General features: G+C 43.4%; 20 protein-coding genes. 9 read left to right on the forward strand and 11 right to left on the reverse strand.

Features of this window, described 5'->3' with window-relative positions; translation table 11 throughout:
* Nucleotides 1-92: 92 nt before the first annotated feature.
* Together erpA and HJG39_RS04140 are read right to left on the reverse strand one after the other, a co-directional pair.
* Nucleotides 93-437 (reverse strand): iron-sulfur cluster insertion protein ErpA, encoded by a 345-nt coding sequence (gene erpA / locus HJG39_RS04135; protein ID WP_268407564.1) that lies wholly within the window; start codon nt 435-437, stop codon nt 93-95.
* 73 nt (nt 438-510) lie between these two features.
* Complete coding sequence (locus tag HJG39_RS04140; RefSeq protein ID WP_268407144.1) at nt 511-1,230, reverse strand: DUF6776 family protein; 720 nt, start codon at nt 1,228-1,230, stop codon at nt 511-513.
* Nucleotides 1,231-1,533: 303 nt separating this feature from the next.
* On the opposite strand from HJG39_RS04140, the gene HJG39_RS04145 reads away from it, so the two are divergent.
* The 3 genes from HJG39_RS04145 to hemJ all read left to right on the forward strand — a co-directional run bounded on the left by HJG39_RS04145 (nt 1,534) and on the right by hemJ (nt 6,471).
* Complete coding sequence (locus tag HJG39_RS04145; protein ID WP_268407147.1) at nt 1,534-4,284, forward strand: ATP-binding protein; 2,751 nt, start codon at nt 1,534-1,536, stop codon at nt 4,282-4,284.
* 114 nt (nt 4,285-4,398) lie between these two features.
* Nucleotides 4,399-6,030, forward strand: coding sequence for a chloride channel protein (locus tag HJG39_RS04150; protein ID WP_268407566.1), 1,632 nt, complete (start codon nt 4,399-4,401; stop codon nt 6,028-6,030).
* Nucleotides 6,031-6,042: 12 nt separating this feature from the next.
* Nucleotides 6,043-6,471, forward strand: coding sequence for a protoporphyrinogen oxidase HemJ (hemJ, locus tag HJG39_RS04155; protein ID WP_268407150.1), 429 nt, complete (start codon nt 6,043-6,045; stop codon nt 6,469-6,471).
* Between the two features lie 34 nt (nt 6,472-6,505).
* On the opposite strand, the gene HJG39_RS04160 is transcribed toward hemJ, so the two are convergent.
* Nucleotides 6,506-9,682, reverse strand: a complete 3,177-nt coding sequence (locus HJG39_RS04160) for an efflux RND transporter permease subunit (RefSeq protein WP_268407153.1) — start codon at nt 9,680-9,682, stop codon at nt 6,506-6,508.
* A gap of 4 nt (nt 9,683-9,686) precedes the next feature.
* The gene (locus tag HJG39_RS04165) at nt 9,687-10,901 is read right to left on the reverse strand and encodes an efflux RND transporter periplasmic adaptor subunit (RefSeq protein WP_268407155.1); all 1,215 of its coding nucleotides are present in this window, start codon (nt 10,899-10,901) and stop codon (nt 9,687-9,689) included.
* Between the two features lie 146 nt (nt 10,902-11,047).
* Here HJG39_RS04165 and HJG39_RS04170 point away from each other — a divergent pair, with 146 nt between their 5' ends.
* The 5 genes from HJG39_RS04170 to HJG39_RS04190 all read left to right on the forward strand — a co-directional run bounded on the left by HJG39_RS04170 (nt 11,048) and on the right by HJG39_RS04190 (nt 15,762).
* On the forward strand, nt 11,048-11,698 hold the full coding sequence (locus HJG39_RS04170; RefSeq protein ID WP_268407158.1) for a TetR/AcrR family transcriptional regulator: 651 nt from the start codon (nt 11,048-11,050) through the stop codon (nt 11,696-11,698).
* A gap of 89 nt (nt 11,699-11,787) precedes the next feature.
* A complete protein-coding gene (locus HJG39_RS04175) occupies nt 11,788-12,234 on the forward strand; it encodes a hypothetical protein (protein ID WP_268407159.1) in 447 nt (148 codons plus the stop codon).
* Between the two features lie 63 nt (nt 12,235-12,297).
* Nucleotides 12,298-13,311 (forward strand): aspartate carbamoyltransferase, encoded by a 1,014-nt coding sequence (locus HJG39_RS04180; protein ID WP_268407162.1) that lies wholly within the window; start codon nt 12,298-12,300, stop codon nt 13,309-13,311.
* Nucleotides 13,312-13,365: 54 nt separating this feature from the next.
* On the forward strand, nt 13,366-14,655 hold the full coding sequence (hemL, locus tag HJG39_RS04185; protein WP_268407164.1) for a glutamate-1-semialdehyde 2,1-aminomutase: 1,290 nt from the start codon (nt 13,366-13,368) through the stop codon (nt 14,653-14,655).
* A 6-nt stretch (nt 14,656-14,661) separates the two neighbouring features.
* Nucleotides 14,662-15,762: an adenylate/guanylate cyclase domain-containing protein gene (locus HJG39_RS04190; protein ID WP_268407167.1), complete on the forward strand. Its 1,101-nt coding sequence runs from the start codon at nt 14,662-14,664 to the stop codon at nt 15,760-15,762.
* A 20-nt stretch (nt 15,763-15,782) separates the two neighbouring features.
* Here the strand turns inward: HJG39_RS04190 and HJG39_RS04195 are convergent, their stop codons facing one another.
* The 3 genes from HJG39_RS04195 to mrcB all read right to left on the reverse strand — a co-directional run bounded on the left by HJG39_RS04195 (nt 15,783) and on the right by mrcB (nt 20,865).
* On the reverse strand, nt 15,783-16,796 hold the full coding sequence (locus HJG39_RS04195; RefSeq protein WP_268407170.1) for a hypothetical protein: 1,014 nt from the start codon (nt 16,794-16,796) through the stop codon (nt 15,783-15,785).
* A gap of 107 nt (nt 16,797-16,903) precedes the next feature.
* A complete protein-coding gene (locus HJG39_RS04200) occupies nt 16,904-18,223 on the reverse strand; it encodes an alginate export family protein (RefSeq protein ID WP_268407173.1) in 1,320 nt (439 codons plus the stop codon).
* Nucleotides 18,224-18,483: 260 nt separating this feature from the next.
* The gene (gene mrcB, locus HJG39_RS04205) at nt 18,484-20,865 is read right to left on the reverse strand and encodes a penicillin-binding protein 1B (RefSeq protein WP_268407176.1); all 2,382 of its coding nucleotides are present in this window, start codon (nt 20,863-20,865) and stop codon (nt 18,484-18,486) included.
* A gap of 177 nt (nt 20,866-21,042) precedes the next feature.
* Here mrcB and thpR point away from each other — a divergent pair, with 177 nt between their 5' ends.
* Nucleotides 21,043-21,618, forward strand: a complete 576-nt coding sequence (gene thpR, locus HJG39_RS04210) for an RNA 2',3'-cyclic phosphodiesterase (RefSeq protein ID WP_268407179.1) — start codon at nt 21,043-21,045, stop codon at nt 21,616-21,618.
* A gap of 25 nt (nt 21,619-21,643) precedes the next feature.
* On the opposite strand, the gene HJG39_RS04215 is transcribed toward thpR, so the two are convergent.
* The 4 genes from HJG39_RS04215 to rpsG form a co-directional block, all read right to left on the reverse strand.
* The gene (locus HJG39_RS04215; protein WP_268407181.1) at nt 21,644-22,315 is read right to left on the reverse strand and encodes a hypothetical protein; all 672 of its coding nucleotides are present in this window, start codon (nt 22,313-22,315) and stop codon (nt 21,644-21,646) included.
* A gap of 175 nt (nt 22,316-22,490) precedes the next feature.
* Complete coding sequence (gene tuf / locus HJG39_RS04220; protein WP_268407182.1) at nt 22,491-23,675, reverse strand: elongation factor Tu; 1,185 nt, start codon at nt 23,673-23,675, stop codon at nt 22,491-22,493.
* A gap of 75 nt (nt 23,676-23,750) precedes the next feature.
* Nucleotides 23,751-25,853: an elongation factor G gene (gene fusA / locus HJG39_RS04225; RefSeq protein WP_268407183.1), complete on the reverse strand. Its 2,103-nt coding sequence runs from the start codon at nt 25,851-25,853 to the stop codon at nt 23,751-23,753.
* Nucleotides 25,854-25,895: 42 nt separating this feature from the next.
* A complete protein-coding gene (rpsG, locus tag HJG39_RS04230) occupies nt 25,896-26,366 on the reverse strand; it encodes a 30S ribosomal protein S7 (RefSeq protein WP_268407185.1) in 471 nt (156 codons plus the stop codon).
* Nucleotides 26,367-26,384 lie beyond the last annotated feature (18 nt).

A 26,384-nucleotide genomic window follows, 5' to 3' on the forward strand; every position in this document is an offset into this window, starting at 1 on the left:
TTTGAAGAATAGATGGGCGACTTGAAATTAAATTCACATGAAAATGTTTCAAATCGCTTAAGATGTAAAAAGTGGATACAAATAACGGGAAGTTAAATGCTAAATGAGGATCCGCATCCACAAGTGGTAGTTGCATTGGGGTTATCAACAACAAAACGAGCACCGTGTAGTCCTTCTGAATAATCCACAACACCGCCCATTAAATATTGCAGGCTCATTGGATCAACCACTAACGACACATCTTGCTTGTCTATAACCATGTCCCCATCATTCACCTTCTCATCAAAAGTAAAGCCGTACTGGAAGCCTGAGCAGCCTCCACCGGTAACAAACACGCGCAACTTCAAATTGGGATTTTCTTCTTCCTCAATTAAGGTTTTCACTTTGATTGCAGCAGCATCGGAAAACTCAATTGGGAACTCTGGGTTGTTTGACATGGCGTCCTCGATAACTCGGATTGAATAGACAGGGTGTAAACGCACTGGATTATGAAATGCCTGACTAAAGTAGTCAAGTATTAGCCGCCAGTTCGGGTTCATCAACAACCCAATCAAAACTACGATCCAGGTGGCGTTTGCCCCACTTTGCCTGACTCAACGTGGATTTAACTTCTATCCGCTCGGGCATAAAGCCTTCTGGTAACTTGAAATCACCTTTCAGAACTTCAAAATAGCGAAAGCTGAAGCTAATTGGATCCGCGTCATTTGGCATTAAATCGAGCAATTGGTATTCGGCTGGGCGTCCATTCTGACTGCCTTTTAATACTAAATCGACCCAGCCTTTTACCGTGCTGCGGGTTTTGTCGTATTGCATTAACACCAACGTATAGCGGTAATAATTTTCGCTATGTGTGGTATCAATGTTTAAGGAGTCAATTGCAAAGCCTTCTTGCTCTAACTCAGGCGCCATCACTTTTTGATAAAACGACAACTGCTTCTTTAGCGTTATTTTCGCCTGCAATTCTTGTTGGATGAGCTGGTAGTTTTGTTCATTCGTCATGCGTGCAACTTCAAGCTCCACACCAAGAATATTGAGCTGCTTCACTAAACTTTCATTTTCAACTTTTAAGTTATGAACCGAATGCGCAAGAACCTTAGCTTCTTCCATTGTCGCTTCGGAAAGGAATGACTTCACCCAAAAACCAGAAACCCCGCTTAAAAACAGGAGCGTTATTATTAGAAGATAATATTTAAACGCACCAACGCGCTGTTTTAACGATGTTAATTCCACTACTACTCTGCTTCTGCTAATGACTAACGCTAGTATCTCAAAGCGACTCGCCTTTGGCTATGCCGAATCCATCAGATACTACTCACCTACGAATTTGGTTACGTAGTTACACACGATAATCATAGGTATTTTCACTTAGCCTCTTTTTCTAAATTTTCTCATTGAAAAGATTTACGGATAAAATTTTATGCTTTAACCTAAGTCAACAAGGTTAATTTTTTACATTTACATCGCTTGTAAAAAGCCAATTGTTCTCCTTTTAGTGTGCCACGATCAACCGCAAACGAAGGTACTTTCTGCGTAATGGATGAAAACTTAAAGCCTTTTCAAAGCTATCACACGCTTCTTGTTGTTTTGTTTTTGTCTGTGACTATTGCAGTCTTAGATCTGACCATTATGCATTTTCAACCGTGGATTCTGACTAAGTTACCCTTTATTCCCAAATCCTATTTAAGTGCCATGTTGTTGGGGGTCATTCTGGCTCCCATTTTGCTGCTATTTATATCCCATAACAATGCGAAACAAAAAAATGGGAATAACGATATTCGTCGGAAAGTTTATTTTGCCACGGGCATTCCACTGCTGATTGCGATTGGCTTGCTGGCTTTTATTATTGAGCAACAGCATCATAAAGTTGACGAGTTACAAAAAATTGAGCCTATCAAAAAGATTAATAGCCAGAGCCGCGAGTTACTCCACGCGATTAACGACGAGCTATTTACCGTAGGCGCATTTGTATTTTCTAGCAATGAAACCGTGACCGCACTCACGTTTAACGATACCCGAATGACAACCGACAAAAAGCTATTGCAATGGGCTGACGCTTTTAATCAGCTACCCATGCAAAAACAGCATCAGCCAGAACGACTCATTGCCAACAAACTTAGAGAAGCGCGAAACCTTGCTATCATTGGCGCAAATTGGGCAAACATAGCAGAGAAGTACGAGTCACTATCGTTAATTGTTTTACAAGAAATTCGCCACATTAAAAGCGGCGTCGATTTAGGTAAGTTAGCGATTACTCAAGAGAAGTTTACTGATTTACATAGAATATTACTGATCACTCATACTTTTCAGGCGATTGTTAAAACCGAACCTTTTCGTCAAGTTTATTCTGAGCATAACACCAGCAAAGCACAGTTGAATGAACTAAAGCCTTTGGTTCAAAGAGGAATTGAACATGAAGACATTATTATGGATTCACTATTAAACAGCCTATCGCCAGACATTAAGAAACTGACACAAGAATACGTAAACACCTATGCAGTTGTTGAAGTGAAAAAGATTCAACGACAGCATTTAGCCCGTCGAAATGAGGTATTAATAGATAAATTACAACGCCTAATGGGGTTCAATGGGCTCATCCATCAGTACAAGAATTTTGTACTTCGTGGAGAGCCTAAAAACGCTCAGGCATTTAATACGTTGTATACTGAATTTGTTCGCATCGTTGATGAACTCAATGCCGCCGATTACGAGGACGATGCGTTTTTCACCCAGCTTGCTAACTCTCAACAAGTGGTTAATGAATATAAAAATAACCTGCCTATTATTGCTCGCTTACATGCACGCGATATTCCTATTGAAGACATTGATAAAGTGACCAACGTTGACGACTCCCCAGCCGTTAATGCGCTCAATTTTTTACAAGGTTATGTGTGGGAGTTTCCGTGGCATAAAGCTTTGCAACAGCTCAATCAAAAAGAGGCCTTAATTGAAAAATATGCCGCGCAATTGGAGATTGATATTCAACAGCAACTCGACCAGAAAATCGCTTCTGCCCAAACACGCGTTTATACCTTTGCTGCAATGGCTTTTTTGTTAATTGTGATCGTTATCGCCTTAGTGGTGATAATTATTCAAAATGTCTCGCAGGCTTATGTTTCTCAAACAAAAGCTTATGAGCAAGCGGCACAGGCAAACAGCATGAAAGATGTGTTTCTTGCCAATATGAGCCATGAAATCCGCACCCCGATAAATGGTATTTTTGGCACCTTGCAAGTGCTATCCAGAACCCGTCAAAAGCCCATGCATGAGACGTTAATTTCAAAAGCCTTACTCTCTGCAAAATCGTTAACCACGATTATTAACGACATATTAGATTTTTCTAAAATTGAGGCGAACAAACTCACACTGGAAAGCGTTGAGTTTAAAGTCGATGAAATCGCGCAATTGGTGATCTCAGACATGCACCCGATTGCTGTTGATAAGGGGATTGGGTTGTACCTTGAATACGACGATAACTTTATTGATGGCTGGTATGGCGACCCTACACGAGTGCATCAGATTTTGCTAAATCTGGTATCAAACGCAGTGAAGTTTACAAAGTGTGGGTACGTTACCGTTAAAATAAGTAACGATAAAACGAGTAGCCCTGAACGTTTAAAAATATGTGTCGCGGATACGGGTATTGGCATGAGCCGAGAAATGACGCAGAAATTATTCCAGCGCTTTGAACAGGGTGAACAATCCACCACACGGGAGTTTGGCGGCACAGGGTTAGGCATGGCTATCACAAAAAGTTTGGTGGATATTATGCACGGTGAAATAAAAGTCGCGAGCACTTCCGGCGGAGGAACAACTTTCGATGTGTTCTTGCCATTCGAAAAGGCTGACTTTACGCCGATAAAAAACAGTGAAAATAAGATGCATGTCCCTAATTTATCGGGGCAACGAATTTTGTTAGCGGAAGATAACGAGATTAATCAATTAATCGTACAATCCATGCTTGAACAAACGCATGTGACCATTGATACAGTGGCAACAGGTAAAGAAGCCGTTGATTCCATTGCCAATCACAAACCAGATCTCATTTTAATGGACATTCAAATGCCTATTATGAATGGAGAAGAAGCTTGCATGATTATCAAGAAAAGCTTTCCAACTATCCCCATTATTGCGCTAACCGCAAATGTGTTAGAGCAAGATGTGCGGCGTTATTATCAACTTGGATTCGATGGTCATGTCAGTAAACCGATAGACATGAAAAAGCTCTATAGTGCTTTGAATAAGTATTTATCCCAAGAAATACAAGCAATTCCTACGGAAGGCTAGACGCTTACGCTAAACCTCGCTAAAGTATTGAAAATTTTAATGTTGGGAGCATTCTCGTTGAAGCTGCTTGTCTCTTTCCAAGAAGAACTCGCCAAGCCCACCACCACAATCCAAATGTGTTTACTCGGTATTATCGCTGGGATCTGTTCTGCATTTGTTATTATTCTTTTTCGCTTAGGCTACGAGTCTATTCAATTACAATATCTAGACGATGTTGAAAAGTACGCATCTCTCGCCCCTGAAGCCCGCTTGATTTTACCGATTATAGGCGCTCTTTGTATTGCGGCTTTTGCTTTTATTACCGGATTTCGGCACTACCGTTTAGGCATACCTTTTATCATTCACCGAGTTAAGCTTTTTTATGGCACGGTGCCATTTCGCACGGCATTGAACCAATTTTTTGGTGGCATGTTTGCCCTAGCAAGTGGTTTTTCTGTAGGGAGAGAAGGCCCTTCGGTTCATTTAGGTGCCGCCACCAGTAGCTTCTTCGGTACCTTGCTCAAACTTCCTTACAATGCGGTACGAATTTTGGCAGGTTGTGGCATTTCTGCGGGTATTGCTGCGTCATTTAACACGCCTTTTGCTGCCGTTATTTTTGTGATGGAAGTGGTGCTCCGAGAATACCGAATCCATATTTTTATTCCTGTGATGTTGGCGGCAGCTTGTGGCTCAGTGATTACCCGAAGTGTATTTGGTAACACTCATGAGCTTGCCTTTTTGAATGTGGTTGGAATTCACCAAGGTTGGATTTTAGCGTATCTCATTCCTTTTGGGATGGTGCTTGGAGTAGCAGCAACCTTCTTTAACAAGCAGTTAATGCACATCATCAAAGCCTTTCGCCCTGTTTCAATGGCACGACGTCTTATACTTGCGGGCATTATCACTGGCCTGATTGGTTTTGTTATTCCTGAGGCAATGGGTACAGGCTTAAGCCCCGTTCACCTTATTAATGATATGTCCCACGACATGCAATTGCTGCTAATGATTTTGATAGCCAAAGTGATCCTGACATTATTTGCAATTGGTTTAGGGATTCCCGGCGGTGTCATAGGGCCGATTCTGGGCATCGGCGTTTTGGCAGGGGTTTTGTTATTGCTTCCGCTTAAATTATTTATGCCTGAAACAGAACATCTCACGAGTAGTTTTGCCCTTTTAGGTATGGCCGGCTTACTCACATCTGTGTTAAACGCTCCGTTAGCAGCTTTGTCTTTTATTATGGAGCTTTCCCATACTACTGGCGTGATTTTGCCAGCAATGTTGGTCATTGTTCCTTCTTTCGTTACTGCCAGTCAGTTTTTGAAAAACCGCTCTATTTTTATTAAGCAGTTAGATTTTCAAAAATTACCGTACAAAACCACGTTTATTAACGAGTCACTGCAAAAAATTGGCGTTATGGCCGCTATCGATAAAGAATTTAAACTGTTCCACGACGCTCAAGAAAGTACCATCTTAGAATTTCTGGATACGGCGCCAACACACCCAGTGGTACAGCAGTCTTTCTATGAAATTGACGTAACCTACCAGCTTGTGCAATACGATATGAGCCTTGATCCACATTCCCAAACACCGCTCACCTACTACCCCATGCAAGGAGTTCCTGCTCAAGCCACAATGGCTGAGGTGTATGATATTTTACAACGCAACAGGCAAGGTGCCGTATATGTTTACCGTAATACAGCGGAAAATATTGTTGGTGTTATTACCTGGGATTGTGTACGTCATTACATTAACCAACAACATTATTAGGATAACGAAATTATGGCCATCTTATGGTTTAAAGCGTTTCACATTTTCTTTGTGATTGCATGGTTCGCCGGGATTTTCTATTTACCTCGCCTATTTGTTTATCATGCAGATGCTACCGAGAATTCGGTTAAAGAAACCTTTAAGATAATGCAGCGCCGACTATGGTGGTTTGTACTGCCTTTTGCTGTTTTAACTGCGATCACAGGGATAGGCATGCTGCATTTGTATGGTTCTGCGTGGGTTGCAGCTTCTGGTTGGTTACATGCCAAATTAACCTTGGTCGTGCTTATTTATATTTATTACGGCTACTTATTTAAGGTGATGAAGCAATTTGAACGCGATGAAAATCAACGTTCTGCCAAATTTTATCGTTTTTTGAACGAAGCCCCCGTTTTGGTACTACTGGCTATTGTTATTCTTGTTATCGTGAAGCCTTTTTAGGGCTTCACGTATATTGTTTTCGGGTTTTCTTTGATTATTGTGTGGCCAACATATTCAGCTGTTTTTCTGTACGCTTCCCGCGTCGGATTGCCATTTGTCCCACAATAATAGGGGTAAAGATAAGACTTAACAGAACCGAGAATCCAACCCCCCCCGCCAACACTACCGCAAGGGGCGGCCAGAAAGAGCCTTCACTGAATAATAATAATGGAATGAATCCCCCCACAGTGGTCACTGTCGTGGATAAAATATGGCGGCTACACCCCATTGTTTCTTTAACAATTTCCTCGACGTCGCCAGCCCGCGCTAGCGGATTTCCATCAATAGCCGCGATAACGACAATTGAACCGTTAATGGCAACGCCAATTAAGCCAACGGTACCGAGCATTGGATTGAAGCCTAATGGCAAACCTGAAATCCATAAACTAAGCATGCCTAATCCCACCGACAGGACAGCAACAGCACCAATAACCGAGGCCAAGCGCACACTGTTAAAAGATAAAATCAGTGTCGCAATCATCAACGCAAGTAAAACTGGCGCATAGGTCGCCAATTGCCCCATCGCTTCGCGCTGTTTATCGGCATCCCCTTTCATTTTGATGTGATAACCTTCTGGCATGGCAAACTCAGGCGTATCAAGAAGCTCTAACAAGCGACGGCTCGCATCAACAGCAGGCACATCCGGCATCAAGAATGCTTCGATTTTATTGATGCGTTCTCCATCCATACGATTAATACCGCTAATGCTAGGGCGTAACTCGAATTCTCCTAATGCTGCTAAAGGTACCCATGATTGCTCTGCACCTAAGGCACTATTGACCAAAGGTAATGTGGCTAACGCATCCGTGGTGTCACGTTCTTCTTCTGCTATTTGAATACGGATAGGAATTTCTTCTGTTCCCTCAAGAATGGAGCCACCAACCTGCCCTTCCAAATTACTTTGCAGTTGTTGGGCAATGTCGGTCAGTGACAAATCAGAAAGCTGCGTTAAATTGCTGCTGGTATCCAAAGTCAATTCTGGGTCGCTCATTGTGATAGAAGCGGTTGAATGCGTGACTCCCGGAATTTGTGATAAAGCCAAACGCACTTTGTCCCCCAACTGACTGAGTACAGCTAAATCGTTACCGTAAATATCCACACCAACGGGCGCATAGATTGGCGGACCTTGACCAAACGCGCGCACAACCACTTGTGCTTGGGTAAAGGTTTTATCAAGTTCGTTTTGTAACGTGCTAATCAAGCGCTTTGCGGCACCGATACTATCAGTAGTGACAACACCTTGAGCAAAATGCGGCGTGTTATCTTTGGTCATGATCTGGTTGTAATAAACCGAAGGCACCGATCCCCCCACAAGCCACATCGTTTGAGTAACACCTTCTTTATCTCGGATATGCGAATCAATTTCTTTGGTTAATGCTTTGGTTTGGGTGATAGAAGCGCCACTTGGCAACCACACATACACTTCGAATTGGTCTCTGTCGGCACTAGGGAAGAACACATTGCCAAGTTGCCCAGCAAGTACAAACCCCAAAATGGGTACCGATAAACTTAACAGTAATCCTTTTAATGGTTTTTGAATCACATTTGTTAATTTAGTTTTAAACCATGCACTTGTTTTGGGCATTTGAATGCCTCGTTGATACCATTTAAGTTCAACATCGATGCCTTTTGCATCCGGTGCGACGCGCTTTAAATAGCGTGCCGCAAGTGCAGCAATAATGGTAAGCGAGATAAATAAGGAACCCATTAGCGCCATAACAACGCTAATCGCAATTGGACTGACAAAATCCCCGATATTGCCGGGGAGTAAGAAGATCGGCATAAAGCCCAGCACGGTGGTAAGGGTTGACGCTAATAACGGTACAAACAGATGTCGCAAGCTTTTTACCAGTGCTTGCAAGCGCGATAAATCGGGATTGAGTAAATTCGCCCTAACTTCATCTGTAATAACAATGGCATTATCAATTAACAAACCAATGGCAATGATAATCCCGAAAATCGACATTTGATGAATTTGTTGACCGTAAAGACTCAATGAAAACAGAGTAAAGGCAGCAGATAAAGGCAATGTTAAGCCAACAATCCAAGCAGCTCGATTTCCCATAAATAACGCTACAACAGCCATAACCACAACACTGCCTAACAGTAAGTTTTCGGTAAGGTCGTTCAATCGCGCTTCGGTGTATCGATTTTGGTCAAATACAATCGAAATGGAAGCAGAGCCTTTATAACGTTCATTAAAGTCGGCGATCACTGCTTTGATAGAGTCAGTCCACTTATCAACGCGCACATTCATTTGCATGCGCGCAGCAACAATAACTGCTTCTTTACCCTGCACTAAAGCTTGATCTTTTGGCGGATTACGAGTGGTTCGGCGCACATCGGCAATATCGCCCAAACGCAAATACCCACCGCTTTCAGTTGTTAATACTGGAATATTGCGAAGCGTATTGAGGCTATCTAATTCCTCAGCAACCTGAATACGCATATTCTGCTTGTGATTACGCATGACCCCAGCGGGGAGCTTGGGATCATTTGCCGCTACGATTTGACTCGCCTGCTGTACACTCAAACCAGCACTGCTAAGTTGTTGCGGACTAATACTGACGTTAATTTCTTCAGACGCCACACCAAAATTACGTACAAGCTCCGTACCGCTAACGTTCCGCATTTTATCGGCAAGTTCATCACCTAGACGGGTCAACAGCATGGGAGTCATCGGCTGCATTGGGCCTTGAGGCTGTAATGCTACCATAAGCGTAAACGAAGTGGCCGCGCGCTTATCATCTAAAATTGGCTCACTAACACCTTCGGGAAAACGTCGACTTGCCTCTCCTAAGCGATCTCGCATTTTAGAAAAGATTTCTTCATTAGTGGTGTTATCTACCCAATCAGCTAATGCGACGATAATAAAAGAAATGCCAACACGCGAGTTTGAACGCAGCTCTTTAATTTCATGTAATTGCCGCAATTCATCTTCAATCACATCGGTCACTAATGCCTCAACTCGCTCTGCGGATGCGCCCGGATACGACGTTAAGATCATGACATTACGATTATCGATACGAGGGTCTTCAAGACGCGGTAGAGTGGTGAGTGCCGATAGCCCGGCAACAATAAGAATAACAATGCTTAAAGCAAGTAAGTGACCGCTTCGATAAAACTTCGTATACCAAGGCGGCTGAGATTCAATACCTTTTAATTCGTACATAACGTTATCGACTGACTAAATGCTTTACGGTGTGTTGTGCAGTATTTTTCACAAGCTGTTTCTGAGGTAAGAGGCTGACATTAACCACTTGCTCGGGCACTAATCGTTGAACGCCTTGTACAACAACGAAATCTCCATCTAACAATGCACCTGAAACAAACGCATGCTCATCATCGTGATACAAAATCGACACCGATTTAGGCACGATTTTCTGAGCTTCTCCTGTTCCCTCAACGGTATAGACTGTCCACAGTCCTCTTACACCGCTTGCAAGGGCTGATTTGGGCAACCAAATACCTGATTCACTGATGGTTTCGGGTAACGATAACGTGAGTAAATCACCCGACAACACTTGGTTGTTAGCGTTGAGAGTAAAAATAACATCCACCGTACGAGTATTTAGGTTGCGAGCACTGGAAATGGATTTCACTGTGCCTTTTATTTGTCGACGGCTGTGGCTATTTCTATGCATAGAAGGTAGGTGTAAGGTGCGTTTCTGACCGACTGATAATTCAAAGGCTTGGTCCGCCCCCATAGCAAAACGTGCTTCGGTCGCTCCTTGCTGTTGCAATACAAAGACAAACTGACCAGTGTTCACTACAGAGCCCGGGTCTACCTCACGTGAGATAACACGCGCATCAAAAGGCGCATAGATGCGAGATTTATCAAGCTCTACATCAATTCGAGCTAACGAGGCCTCAACTTGTGTGACAAACGCCGCAGTTGCCGCAGCTTGTTCCTTCGCTTCATCAAGTCGTTGTCTCGATTCTAACTTTTCACGCACCAGTCTTTCGATACGACGTTCAGACACTTTAGCGAGTCGTGCATCCGCTTTTGCGCGCTCTACCGTTGCTTTTACTTCTTGCCTTTCAGCTTGTAAGCGTGCCACATCCAATTCCGCTAATAGCTCCCCCTGTTTGACTCGCGCACCATCATCTACATAGGCTGCAAGCAATGTTCCTGCGCGTTCAAACCCCATATTGGCTTGTTGGGTGGATTCAACTTTGCCAACGGCTTTTATTTGACGTTGGTAAGACGCTTGTATTTCGACCTGAATCACATCGACATGGTGTCGCCTTATTTCGGCATCTGAAGAGTAAGATTGCCCTGCCCCCGCCGCATGTAATAGAGACACGAGAAAAGCGACGGGAATCAAGATCAGGGCAATAGTAAACCACTTGGATTGTTTACCCGGCGATGTTAGATGGTTATTGGACATAAACGCCTCAATGACAGCTTCAAGCTAAATTAAGAAATATTCCGTTGAACTTATGGAAAAAAATACTAGACTACTGAGTATGATAAATCAAATAAAATACTAGACCGTATAGTTTGATAAATAATAAATAGGTATTTCAAAACGTAATGACAACAACCAAGAAGCAAGGGGCTGGACGTCCAAAAAGTGAAGAGAAAAAGGAACAAATCCTAAAAGCAGCCTCCACGCTCTTTCTTGAATGCGGTTTTGCATCAACCTCTATGGATCTTGTCGCCAATCGAGCAGGTGTTTCTAAACAAACGGTTTATTCTCATTTTGAAAATAAAGATAGATTATACGTAGCCGTTATTGAAGGTAAGTGCTCACAATACTGTTTTGATGAAGACAACTTACAACTGAACCCAGAAGACTTAGAAACCAGTCTCAAACACTTAGGTCATCAATTTATCAAACTGCTCAGCGATCCAGAGGTCATTGCCACTTACAAAGCACTTATCGGTGATATAGGCAACAACCCACACATTGCCGAACTCTTTTATAGCGCTGGTTCACGTCGTGGACGCAAAATATTAGCAGACTATTTTGTGTTGCAAGAACGCTATCCAATCCCTCAGGATGTCGCTGAAAAGGTATCGATATTATTTTTCAGCACACTAAAGGGTGAATTCCATATTCGTAATCTCTTAGGATTAACGAGTGAATATCCACCTCATTATTTTAAACAGCATGTTAATCAGGTTGTTGAGTGGATCCTATTGTGCCTTGCTCACGAATCCAACAAACTAAGCAAGCAATAAAAGCTTCCTTGTTGAACGCTTTGTGTGGATCTATCCGCTTGGTTTAGCTAGTATTCTTGCCAGACTGTGCAACTTTCATTGGGATCGACATGACGATACTTCGAAGCAAACTAACAAAGAGCGGGCTCGTCATGCTCTGCGGAGTGTTGCTTACTGCGTGTCAGAATATGCCTAATACTCTGTGGATGCACCAAGCCGAAACGACGGCAGCCGAACCGAGCGAAGAAAACACCTCCGTCACTATTTCAGACCTATACAGCACCCCGGCGTTCGATGCACAAATTGCACTTTCAGTACACGATTTACGCCTACTAACATTTGCACAACAAACCACTTTACCTCCTGGCGTCCCAGCGCGTTTTAAGTTGGATAACGTCACCAAGCATTGCGGACTTCGAGCCCTTCCTAGCCCCGCCGTCAGTTTAGATGCCAGTTTTGATGCCAGACAGCGCCAAACCTTGCTAAATTACGCAACGCAATATAATCAAGTTATCATTTCAGCCTGTGAAAGAATTTTCGGCAGGTCATTACGTTAAGCGCTTTTTATTGCCGATTTCTGCTAGACTATGCGCCAACGTAGTACAGTGGACTTTTAAGGTATGAATTCGCTTCTTGGTCAGCATATTTTATCCGTTGAACAATTTGATCGTGACACCATCACACACATCTTCTCCGTTGCCGATCAAATGCTTCCTTATGCAAAACGCGAAAAACGCACAACCGTGCTCAACGGTGCGATTCTTGGTAACTTGTTCTTCGAACCTAGCACTCGAACGCGCGTAAGTTTTGGCACCGCGTTTAACTTATTAGGCGGCTTTGTAAGAGAAACAACAGGCATTGGCACATCAGCCCTTGCCAAAGGCGAATCGCTCTACGATACCGCTCGTGTGTTAAGCGGCTATTCTGACATTATCGCTATGCGTCACCCAGACTCAGGTTCAGTCAATGAATTTTCTAACGGAAGCCGGGTGCCAGTAGTCAACGGCGGCGATGGGGCAAATGAACACCCAACACAAGCTTTACTCGATTTATACACCATTAGAAAGGAACTGAACTCCCACGATTCTGACCTTGATGGTATGCACATTGCCATGATAGGTGACTTGCGTCATGGCCGGACCGTACACTCGCTATCCAAGCTATTGTGTTTATTTAAGAATATCCACTTCACCTTAATTTCCCCAGCGGAATTAACCATGCCAGATAGCGTGCTAGATGTTATTACCAATGCAGGTCATCAGTTCCGCATTACCGATAGTTTAGAAGGGCAATTTGATGCCGATATTTGCTATCAAACCCGCATACAAGAAGAGCGCTTTCCTTCGCAAGAAGAAGCCAATAAGTACCGAGGCAAATTTAGGCTAGATCAAGAGATTTACACACGGCATTTCAAATCTAAGACAGTCATAATGCATCCATTACCTCGGGATTCAAGAGCTGATGCTAACGAATTAGATAACGACTTAAACGCTAATCCCAATCTTGCCATCTTTAGGCAGACCGATAACGGGGTGCTAGTAAGAATGGCTCTGTTTGCATTAATTTTGGGCGTGGAAAATAAACTTAAGCAGTACGAACACAATGTGCCTTGGTATGCTGCACATAAAGACTAATTGTATTTCTTTTTTGCATACGAACGAACTAAGACAACTAGCGAGCGAGACTCTATGAACAAATCCGAAGCTTTATTAGCGCGCGCCCAAGTACATATTCCCGGCGGCGTAAACTCTCCAGTAAGAGCCTTTAAAGCAGTAGGTGGCACACCGCCTTTTATCAAACGTGCCGATGGTCCTTACCTTTATGATGAAGATGACAAACGTTATATCGATTATGTGCAATCTTGGGGGCCGATGGTACTAGGACACAATGCTAGTGCCATTCGAGAAGCCGTTATTAAAGCAGTGGAGTCGGGATTAAGCTTTGGCGCTCCCACCGCATTAGAAGTTGAGATGGCGGAATTAGTAAGCAACATTGTTCCCTCGATGGAAATGGTACGCATGGTGAACTCGGGCACCGAAGCCACCATGAGCGCAATTCGTTTATCTCGAGCCTACACAGGCAAAAATAAGATTGTTAAATTTGAAGGTTGTTATCACGGTCATGCCGATAGCCTACTGGTAAAAGCAGGATCTGGCGCGCTAACACTGGGTGTACCAAGTTCCCCGGGTGTGCCAGAAGACATCGCAAAACACACTCTCACCTTGGAATACAACAACATTGAGCAGGTACGTGAAACCATGCAGCAACAAGGTGAAGATGTTGCTTGCATTATTGTTGAGCCAGTCGCTGGGAACATGAACTGCATTCCACCCGTTTCTGGCTTTTTAGAGGGTTTACGAGAGATATGTACTGAGCACAATACGGTACTGATCTTCGACGAAGTGATGACAGGCTTTCGCGTGGCGCTAAATGGCGCACAGGGGCATTTCGGCATCAAGCCAGATTTAACCTGTTTAGGTAAAGTGATTGGCGGCGGTATGCCTGTAGGCGCTTTTGGTGGTAGCAAGGACATTATGCAACAGCTCGCACCAAGTGGGCCGGTGTATCAAGCAGGTACATTATCAGGCAATCCTATTGCCATGACTGCGGGCTTGGCAGCTCTGAAAGCCATTCAAGCAGAGGGCTTTTATGATACGTTAACCCGTCGTACGACACAGTTAGTAGAGGGCATTCAAGCCGCAGCGGATCGTCACGGCATCCCGCTAACCACGAATCAGGCTGGTAGCATGTTTGGCTTGTTCTTCACTGACTTAGATAAGGTAACTAACTATCAGCAAGCCATTAATTGTAACGCTGAGCAGTTCAATTTCTTCTTCCATAAAATGTTAGAAAAAGGCGTTTACCTTGCTCCAGCCTCATACGAAGCAGGGTTTGTCTCTATCTGCCATGATGAGGATATTATTAATGAAACCATTAAAACAGCAGATACCGTATTTGCTGAATTAAAGAATCAATAACGCCCTATGAATCCGATACTTCACCCGCTAACATTGCTGCTTATGCTGGCGCTGCTGGTGAGTATCGGAATTATCCTTTATTTATGGCGTAAACTTCACTCTCGTCCTCCCCATTACTACACCCCTCCCATTGTTGAACTGAATTTACCCGATCCAGAAGATGTTCTTGGGTTTCGTCAACTAGAAGAATCGGAAAAACTTGATGTAGTACACGCCGAGTTACTCGCGAACTCCGCGTTCCATAAGTTCGTACCTAAACAGTTCGTGAATCATTTTACTAAGGAAGGCAAACAAAAGCTGGTACTGGGTCAAGCTGGTGAAGACGACGTTGCGATTCTCTTCTGTGATATTCGTGGGTTCACAGGACTATCGGAAAGTATGTCACCGCAAGAGTTGATGAACTTTCTCAATTCCTACTTTTTACGAATGAGTGAGCCGATTCACCGTCATAACGGCTTTATCGATAAGTTTATTGGTGATGCCATAATGTCGCTGTTCGACCACCCCGGTGGCACTGAACAGCATAAAGCGGACGATGCTTTACGTGCTGCTATCGACTTACGCAAAACGATTGTTATTTACAATCAACACCGTGCTAATAGCGGGTATCCCCCTATTGATATTGGCATTGGCATTCACTATGGCCCAGTTATTTTAGGCACCATTGGCTCCCATGTGCGTATGGATACAACCGTGATTGGCGATAGTGTGAACATCGCCTATCGATTAGAAACCTTAACACCAATTTACGGATGCGACATTATTGTCAGTGCTCAACTTTTGGATAGCGCAAAGGCAAGAGAAACCTATCGCCACCGCCTATTGGACTGGGTATGTGTGAAAGGAAAGCGTAATCCAGTTGAAATTTATGAAGTGATGACACATCTACCAGAAGATGAAATAGCGCGAAAACTGAAAACGGCGCCATTCATTAAAACAGGTCTTTCAGCAAGAAAGGCACAACAGTGGAACCAAGCGATTGATGCATTTAAAGCCGCTCAAGCCATCGATCCTCAGGACAAAGTGATTCAACATCATATCCAGCAATGTAACCAGCTTCGTACCAAACCACTCCACCCTCAATGGGATGGCTCGGTTACTTTGTAAACGTTACCTGCTGCTTATTCTTATTTACCAATCAAATTAAACTTTAATAATCTGTCGAGCATATATTCAATATGCTTCGCTTCATACAGAGCATCAGACGCCGTTTTCTCTTTGACTGGCTTTGGAAGATTAGTAGTGGTTGCAATTTGCATCGGCAATTTCAGTAAGTTTAACTCTGCGATAATAAATTGAGTCTGTAAAAATGCATCTATTGGTTTAACATCGCTGAAAACCTCAATATCGGGAATATCAATTTGAGGCAAATTATTCTTTTGCCGCAGTAGGTTTAGTTTTTCTCGTACAGCAAAGACCTGCTCCAGCACATCCCGCATTTTTTTATTTTCTTCTTTTGGTGATAGCAAAGAGCCATTTGGATGCATTCCGTAAATTGCAGACACCAGCAAAATTTTTCGTTCTTCCTCCGGCTCATCTAAACGTTTTGAGAGCGTGAGCAAACTATATTGCAAATCTTCTTTTGCCCTGACCATATGCGCATAGACCTCATCAGGACTGATGTTTTGTGTACCAATTAACCGACTTAACCGATAATAAAGCTTAAATAATTCACGATAAACATCAACGGGAGACTTCCCAGATACCTTAACGGATTTAACTTTCACCTCTCCAACCAATAACTCATGAATTTCCTCAATTTTATCGACAATCAAGCGCGTAAGATAATAGACATCCGTAGGTGTGTATTCGATTGGGGTGGAAACAGCAAGAGGAGGTGGCCGTAAAATACTGTGCTTATGTGTATACACATGAAGCTGCGACAAAATGGCTGAATGCAATTCGTAAACATGCATGGGACGCGCTGCGACTTCACGCGATTCTGGTAACTCTAGACGATTGATATGTTGATGCTTTAGCACTTTATCAAGCATTGCATTGGCATACACCACGCCGGTATAAACGTCGTTTGGGGTATATTGACGGTTTCCCGCCGCTTCAACAGATGAAGCCATTAACAACACAAGGATCCCTTTAAACCACATCCTACTCCGTAATAAGTAACCGACGCTTTTCATCATGAAATGACTCCCTATTACAGTTCACCTTCTTATATTTTGAGGCTCTTTCTTTAATGAAGGTGATCAATCCAAGAAAGAGCCTTAACAGTTAACGGCCTTATCGCATCTTAAAACGACTTCTTCGCTTGTAAGAATAAGAAATGTGCGTTGGCATCGTTACCGGTATCCTCTGCGTAGCTACCCGCGAAGAAATGGCTGTAGCCCGCAAGAAACTTAATACCTGCCACAGGCATCGACACAGTGACATCTATTTCACTACCCACATAGCTATCAGCATCGTTTTGCAAAGCCGCATTTAAGCGTGCGGTATTTGCACCAAGGCCAGCGTTGTACCACGCATCATTAGTGTCATCGAGCCAAAAGTTCTGCAACGCTACACGCAGCTTAGCCTTGCTGCCAGCCAATTCAGGACGTGTATAAACGAGCTCCAAGTTGTGAGTATTTTGCAGCGAGAACAAATCCATGTAACCGTAATATGCATGATTCAATGGGTACAAATTATCGAATGTGCCATGATCATTATCATTTGGATCGTCATCACCACTCGCCCAGTTGTAGCCAATGCCAATGGTTGAACCTGCTAACTTGTAGTCCGCTGAAATGTGTACCATTCCGGCATCGTGATCTAATAAAACGCCACGGGTAACATCATAGAAATCACCCGTTTGCCACGCACCTTGAAGGTCCCAACTCCAACGATTTTTACTCCCTACGATTCGCGCCCCGAGTGTATGAATACTGTCATCAAAAACACCGCTATCGTTACCACGATAAAACCACCAATATTCGGTCTTGTGATTGGGCATTATTACGTTATCGGTAACAAAAATACCGTGAAACTCACTATCGAAATAACGGTTATTGGATGTGGATTGATCATTAAAATGTTCAGGGTCAACTGACACTAACGTGCTCGCAAATGCGTCAATTGTGCGATCTTGCATTTTGTAGGTAAAACGCACTCCATCGTGAACTCGTGCAGTGTTAACCCACTCCAATGAAGCCACTAAACGTTGATCACCTAAATTAAATTTTTGACGACCAAGCTTTACGCTGAACTGCTCACCTGAGAATGTCCAGTACGCTTGGTGTAAATCCAATTGATCAGAGAATGGCTGATTACGCGCATCTTCGTTAATAAAGGGAATGCCATCATCATCCTCCCCAAAAATCCGAGAGTCTTGTAACTCAACGAAAAAGGCGTGTTGTTTGTTGATTTTCGTATTCAGGTTAAATCGAACTTGGGAAAGCCAATAGGTTTGCGAACTGTCATCCAAGTTAAAGTCCTGTTTACTTTCACCTCGAAGACGAACGGAGCCTCCCGCATCAAACTCTACTGCGCTAGCCGCAGGAAGGTGAATAAATGAGCAAGCCGCTCCCAATAAAATTGCCTTTTTAAAACCCAAGGCAGGCTTTCTTGTGTACATAGTTGACCTTTACTTATGAATATTCCACCAGTAATGACCGAGATAATCATACGATCATTCATATTTTTTTATATAAATTAGTTACCTAGTATTATTGCAGAATCATCACATGAAATGCGGCTCAACGAAAACATAAAAAGCATTTAGATACTAAAAAAGATACCTTTTTAATCCATTCCTAAGTAAAGGGACACGCAAACCTATCCATAAAGTTAATCTTCATGGATAAATTCAGAACATAACGGAAAGCTAGCCGGGACTTAATCCCCAAAAATGCGTTGCCAAAAACTCTTCTTTTGTGGCTTTTGGGTATGTACTTCGCAGGCTTGTGTTGGTTCATCTAAGGCAGAAATAACAGCAGGGAGACTAATACTTCCTTGGCAGCCTGCCTGTGTAACCTGACCCGAACTCGGATCAAAGTGAGCAATCGCTAAACCTGCTGGAAAGCCTTGAGCTAAGGAGCGAGGATCTTGGTTTTTCTGGAATTGAATAAAATAATTAAGCGCCCCACTAGAGCCTGTAAGTTGCGTGGGTTCATTGTTGTCTTTGCCTATCCAAACTGTAGCAACTTTATCTTTGTCGAAACCACTGAACCAACTGTCTCGATAATCGTCGGTTGTGCCCGTTTTCCCAGCAAAATGAGTATTTGGAAAATGTTGTTTTAACGCTTTTGCAGTACCGGCTTTCGTTACTTTATGCAAAGCGTAATTGACAAGATAAGCCGCCTGAGACTGAACGGCTTGCGTCGCTTCAAAATCAAAGTGCCATAGCGCTCTGTCGTCATGTGTCGTAATCCCCTCAATACTATGAAGCGGCATAAAGCGTCCCATATTGGCTAACGTTTGATACATTTGATTGACCTGAATTGGGCTTAAATTGACCGCGCCGAGTGTCATAGCCGGGTAAAGGGGAATATCACCCTCAACACCTAATTTATTCATGGTATTCGCAATTTTTTGGGTGCCTAATGCCATCCCCAAGTGAACGGTGGGAACATTTAACGACTTTGTTAGGGCATCAATCAGCATAACTTCACCTCGGAAGGTTTTATCTGCATTTTGTGGCTCCCAGAACTTGCCGTAATTGCTTTTCAACTTGATCGGTTCATCTTTTAATGGTGACGCAAGGTTATAGTGTTCAGCCTGTTCAAGTGCGGTTAAATAAATAGCGGGTTTAACTAATGAGCCTATCGGGCGTTTCGCATCGAGCGCACGATTAAATCCAGCAAAAGCCACATCTCGAGATCCAATCAGAGCCCGGATGCCACCGCTACGAATGTCGGTTTGCACCATTGCGATGTCTAACTGTTGTAACTTGCGTGCTTTTTCTAATGAAGGGAGTACTTGCTCAACCGTACGCTCAGCCTGCTTTTGGGCGTGAGGGTCAAGCGTGGTAAATACTTTTATACCTGCATTACGCGTTCTTGGATTAGGCAAAACGCGTCTTAACTCACGTTTGACTTGATCCATAAACGCCGGATGCAGATGTTTATCTAAGGCTGATTTTTCAACGACACCAAGAGGTTGCTGTACAAAGTATTGATACTGGTTTGAATTGATATGCTCATGTTCATAAAGCAAACGTAGTATGAGATCGCGCCGCTCCATTACACGCTCTGGATAGCGTCGGGGGTTATACCGTGACGGACCTTTTATCATGGCAACAAGTGTGCTGACTTGTGCCAAATTAATTTCTTGTAACGGGCGATTGAAATAAAACAGGCTAGCAAGCCCAAAACCATGCACAGCCTGCTTTCCATTTTGCCCTAAAAACACCTCATTTAAGTAGGCTTCGAGTATCTCGTCTTTACTGTATTGAGCATCAAGCAATAATGCCATGTAGGCTTCTTTGGCTTTGCGCCACAGTGACTTTTCTCTTGTTAGATATAAATTTTTAACTAGCTGTTGTGTAAGTGTGCTGCCCCCTTGAACACTCCTCCCAGCAGCAAGGTTCGCTACAAGCGCGCGTAAGATAGCTAAAGGCGCAACGCCTTGATGCTGATAAAAAGCCTTGTCTTCAGTGATCAACAGGGCTTCAACTAACGCTTCGGGAACGTCTTCCAACGCCACCAACATCCGATCTTCCGCACTGCCACTCATCAAACGCGTTACCAGTAGTGGCTCTAGCCGAATTTGATGTAGTTTTTCCCCTGTTTTTAAATCCGTAATAGCGCGCACACGCTTTTTCTCTATGATAATTTCTATATTTCTTTGGGCTTCTAATCCTTCAGGAAAGGCAAAAGCGCGTCGGGCAATGTGAAACTTGGTCTTATAATGTACGTAGTCGCCACTGCCTTTTAACTGTGTTTTTTTACGGTATTTGAGCAGAGACAATTCGCGCAGTAGCTCTTTAGGAAGCAAAATATCATCCACTTTGATAAGCAATGGTCGGGCATAAACTTGTGCGGGAACCTGCCACTTATTACCGGAAAAAGATTGCTTGATTTGGGCGTTCAAATAGAAACCGTAAGCACCAACAATCAAAAACCCAATAACAAAGAACTTCCACAACTCACGCTTTAGCCAGCCTCGAAAAGAGGAGAATTTAGATGAAGGTGTTTTTTGGGCTTTTTTTGATACAGATTGCTTGGTACCACTCGAACGAGAGGATTTTTGCTTATTGCGATTTTTGTCTACTGCCACGCGATTCCTTTTAAAGATGAATTATCATTGCAATACTGATTTTACACCGCTGTGCTTGGATTGTCTGCGCTCAATCACAAGCGATGATGAAGCTCAGTTCATTCTACGAAAGACAACAGCAGCTAAACAAGGGAGCATATTGTCATAATCTATGGTAGAAAGGCGTCTCTGCATCCAATGTCCAACGAACTGAATCTTATCTTTCTTATGAGAACATTCTTCGCACTTGATTTACCCGCTCAGTCTAAGCTCAACCTTGATACATGGCGGACGAAAGCCTTACCTCCCGCTAAAGGCGACATCCCGATGACGAATTTTCACATCACCTTGTGTTTTAATGGCGAGACCTCAGAATCACAACTCGATAAACTGCAAAAATTAGTTGATGAGTTAGCCTTTTATGAGTTCGAAATACAATTAGATAACTTCGGTTATTTTCAAAAGCCGGGGATCGCTTTTGTTGGCTGTTCGGCTATACCTAACACCTTACTGCAATTAAATGAAAAACTAACTGCCATTAGTCAACGGTTAAGTTTGGGCGTCGCTCATCAAACGTTCACCCCACATGTTAGTGTGTTTAGAAAAATGCCAATGCCTCCCCCTGCTCCCCTATTCGCCCCCGATATCACATTTAAAGCGAATAAATTTGGCTTATATGAATCCATTAAGCATAAACACGGTGTGGTTTATCGGGCTATTTTCGAATGGGAGCTTGAGCGGCGTATCCACCCGGGAAAGAGAGGACGAGATTAGAATCACGATCGCCGCTAAGCCAAGATTATTTTAGATAGTTACCAGAATAATAAAGCGGCTTCATTGAGCCACATAAAGATAAACGACTCAGTATCTCACCTTCTGGGGGCACGGCAGAAGAACTAGTAAAGTTCGTTACACAACCAAGGCTCTCATGAAAAAAGATGAGGTGTTGATAGCTCGGAGCCCCCTGTACTTTATGCACTAATAAACGCTCGTTACCTCTAAGGTCGACTGAAAGATATTCACGTTGTTGACTTGAAGGTAGTGGTATATCCGTAGCTAAATCTCTCACGAAGTGTTGCTTAGTGAAGGTTATATCTCTATTTTTGTATGTCAGCATACCAGCTTCGTCGAAGTGTCCCATGTAAATATCCGCTTTAACGCTGACTTCTTCTCCCCGCATTAGCCTTTCGAGGTTAAATGGTTTCATTTTCATTGAAACAAGGTCTGCATCTCTAACAAGATAAAATAATGCAGGGTCTTTTGTACTTAACTCATAAATAATTTGCACATTGGCAGGGCGCTTATGGGTGACTAAGTTCAGTGCAAAGAGGTTTTGTCCTCCAACGGCAAGCACCATTTTTTGACTGCCCATAAAAATAGGATCAAGAGGGGGGAGTTCTTTTTCTTCGTCTTCGGCAATAACGAAAGGGCTCAACATCAGACCTAACAACATGACCCAAAATGGTTTCATTAGCGTTTGGCTCCAATAAAGCAAAATTTAATTTGTAGTGTAGGTAGTATAGTAACTCCTCTTAGAGTAGGCCGACACTTATTTTAGGAATTTAAAACGAGCATTAGAAAACAAAAAGGCCGCTTAATAGCGGCCTTCTTTATTCAAATATCAATTTGATTAATATCGTTCGATATTAGTCGATGATCTTAGATACAACACCTGCACCTACTGTACGACCACCTTCACGGATTGCGAAACGTAAACCTTCGTCCATCGCGATTGGAGCAATTAGCTCTACTACGAATTTAAGGTTATCGCCAGGCATTACCATTTCTACGCCTTCAGGTAGCTCTACTGCACCTGTTACGTCAGTTGTACGGAAGTAGAACTGTGGACGGTAGCCTTTGAAGAATGGTGTATGACGACCACCTTCATCTTTTGACAATACGTATACTTCTGCTTCGAACTTAGTATGCGGGTTGATTGAACCAGGCTGTGCCAATACTTGACCACGCTCTACATCTTCACGCTTAGTACCACGAAGAAGAACACCTACGTTCTCACCCGCGCGGCCTTCGTCAAGAAGCTTACGGAACATCTCTACGCCCGTACAAGTTGTTTTCGTTGTTTCTTTAATACCAACGATTTCAACTTCTTCACCTACTTTTACGATACCTTGCTCTACACGGCCTGTTACTACTGTACCACGACCTGAGATTGAAAATACGTCTTCGATTGGAAGAATGAACGGCTTGTCGATTGCACGCTCTGGCTCTGGGATATAAGAATCAAGTGCTTCGCCTAGCTCAACAATTTTCTTTTCCCACTCTTCATCGCCTTCTAGCGCTTTAAGAGCTGAACCTTGAATTACTGGCAAGTCATCACCTGGGAATTCGTACTCAGAAAGTAGTTCACGTACTTCCATTTCTACCAATTCTAACAACTCTTCGTCGTCTACCATGTCACACTTGTTCATGAATACGATGATGTAAGGTACGCCTACCTGACGACCCAACAAGATGTGCTCACGTGTTTGTGGCATAGGACCATCTGTTGCTGCTACTACTAAGATAGCACCATCCATTTGCGCTGCGCCTGTGATCATGTTTTTAACATAGTCAGCGTGTCCAGGGCAGTCTACGTGAGCATAGTGACGCGTAGGCGTGTCATACTCAACGTGAGAAGTTGCGATTGTGATACCACGCTCGCGCTCTTCTGGAGCGTTATCGATTTGATCGAATGCTTGAGCTGAACCACCGTAAGTCTTTGCAAGAACTGTAGTGATTGCTGCTGTTAGAGTAGTCTTACCGTGGTCAACGTGGCCGATTGTACCGACGTTAACGTGGGGTTTCGTACGTTCAAACTTTTCTTTTGCCATTGTTCTCTTTTCCCAAAGTCAAATTTAAAATTCGGTCAGTAACTTGGGATCACTGACTAAATGATACCTAATTAACTATCTTCTAGATTCAATAATTGCATTAGCAACATTGCTAGATGCTTCTGCATAGTTAAGGAACTCCATTGAATATGAAGCCCTGCCCTGTGTTGCAGAACGCAGGTCTGTGGCATAACCAAACATTTCAGATAATGGCACTTTAGCGCGAACAATTTTCACACCAGCTACACCATCATCCATACCTTCAATCATGCCGCGACGGCGATTTAAATCACCGACAACGTCACCCATCCACTCTTCAGGTGTAGTCACCTCAACTTTCATGGTGGGTTCCAACAACACAGGATCGGCCTGATTTGCACCATCTTTGAAGCCCATAGAAGCAGCAATTTTAAATGCCATTTCTGATGAATCAACATCATGGTAAGAGCCATCGTATAGCGTTACTTTAACGTCTAATACTGGATAGCCTGCAAGCACACCGTTTTGCATTTGCTCCTGTATTCCTTTGTCAACGGCGGGAATGTATTCTTTTGGAACAACACCGCCAACTATCTCATTGACAAACTCATATCCCGCGCCTTCTTCTTGCGGCTCAATACGCAACCAAACATGACCAAACTGACCACGACCTCCTGATTGACGCACAAACTTACCCTCAACCTCAACGGATTTACGAATCGTTTCTCTGTAGGCAACCTGAGGTTTACCGACATTACACTCGACTTTAAATTCCCGTTTCATACGGTCGACAATAATGTCCAAGTGTAGTTCACCCATACCAGAAATGATGGTTTGCCCTGATTCTTCATCAGTGTGAACTCGGAAAGAGGGATCTTCTGCCGCAAGTTTACTTAACGCTACCCCCATCTTCTCTTGATCAGCTTGAGACCTAGGCTCTACAGCAACTGAGATAACGGGTTCTGGAAATTCCATACGCTCAAGCGTGATGATATGGTTTGGATCGCATAGCGTGTCGCCAGTCGTCACATCTTTCAAACCAATTGCCGCAGCAATATCACCTGCGCGTACTTCTTTTAATTCTTCGCGATCTTTCGCATGCATTTGTACAATGCGACCAAAACGCTCTTTCTTCCCTTTAACCGAGTTAAACACGGCATCACCAGTGTTCACTACACCGGAATAGCAACGGAAGAAAGTTAATGTACCAACGAATGGATCAGTGGCGATTTTAAACGCAAGCGCTGCAAAAGGCTCTTTATCATCAGCGGGACGCTCACCTTCTGACTCTTTTGCATCATCCAAAATACCTCTGATAGGCGGAATGTCGGTTGGCGATGGCAAAAACTCAATAACTGCATCAAGAACAGCCTGAACACCTTTATTTTTGAATGCAGAACCACATGCAGCCAACACGATCTCGTTATTCAAAGTACGAATACGAAGCCCTTCTTTAATTTCAGCTTCGCTTAATTCGCCACCCTCGAGATACTTTTCCATTAACTCTTCATTTGCCTCAGCAGCAGCTTCAATCATTTCACTGCGTAGTGCTTCTGCTTCATCCAAGAGTTCTGCCGGGATGTCTTCGTAATTGAAAGTCATACCCTGATCTGATTCGTTCCAATTGATCGCTTTCATCTTGAAAAGATCAATCACGCCCTTAAAGTTTTCTTCAGCACCAATATTCAATTGAATCGGAACACAATTCGCTCCCAGACGGTTACGAATTTGCTCAACGACTCGATTAAAATCAGCACCAGCACGGTCCATTTTGTTAACGAAAACCATGCGAGGAACACGGTACTTATCAGCTTGTCTCCATACTGTCTCTGACTGCGGCTCAACACCAGAAGAACCACAGAAGACAACTACGGCACCATCTAATACCCGTAAGGAACGTTCTACTTCAATAGTGAAATCAACGTGTCCAGGAGTATCAATGATATTGATACGATGTTGTTCGAATTGCTGTTGCATACCTTGCCAAAAACAAGTGGTTGCAGCAGAAGTGATTGTGATACCACGCTCTTGTTCCTGCTCCATCCAGTCCATGGTGGCTGCACCATCATGGACTTCACCGATCTTGTGTGACAAGCCGGTATAAAACAACACACGCTCTGTGGTGGTTGTTTTACCAGCGTCAACATGAGCACAGATCCCAATATTACGGTAGCGTTCTATAGGGGTAGTACGTGCCATAGTTTCCTCTCAATTAGCCTACAAATATACTGTAGTAGATGACTACCAACGGTAGTGAGCGAATGCTTTGTTCGCTTCAGCCATACGGTGAACATCTTCACGTTTCTTAACAGCTGAACCTTTGTTCTCGGATGCATCAAGCATCTCTGCCGCTAAACGGTGAGCCATTGACTTCTCACCACGCTTACGAGCAGCATCTACCATCCAACGCATACCAAGCGCGTTACGACGAACAGGACGAACCTCTACAGGCACCTGATAAGTAGAACCACCCACACGGCGAGATTTAACCTCGACAGATGGACGAATGTTGTCTAGTGCTTCTTCGAAAATAACCAAATGGTCTTTGCCTACTTTTTCAGCAGCAATATCGAGTGCACCGTAAACGATCTTTTCAGACGTGGATTTTTTGCCGTCTAACATGACAACATTGATAAACTTAGCGAGTAATTGTGATCCGAACTTAGGATCCGGTAGGATTTTACGCTGTCCTACGACTCTTCTTCTAGGCATCTTAATTCTCCGACTTTT

This window comes from Alteromonas sp. a30 (assembly GCF_026788005.1).
In the GTDB taxonomy this organism is placed as follows: Bacteria; Pseudomonadota; Gammaproteobacteria; order Enterobacterales; family Alteromonadaceae; genus Paraneptunicella.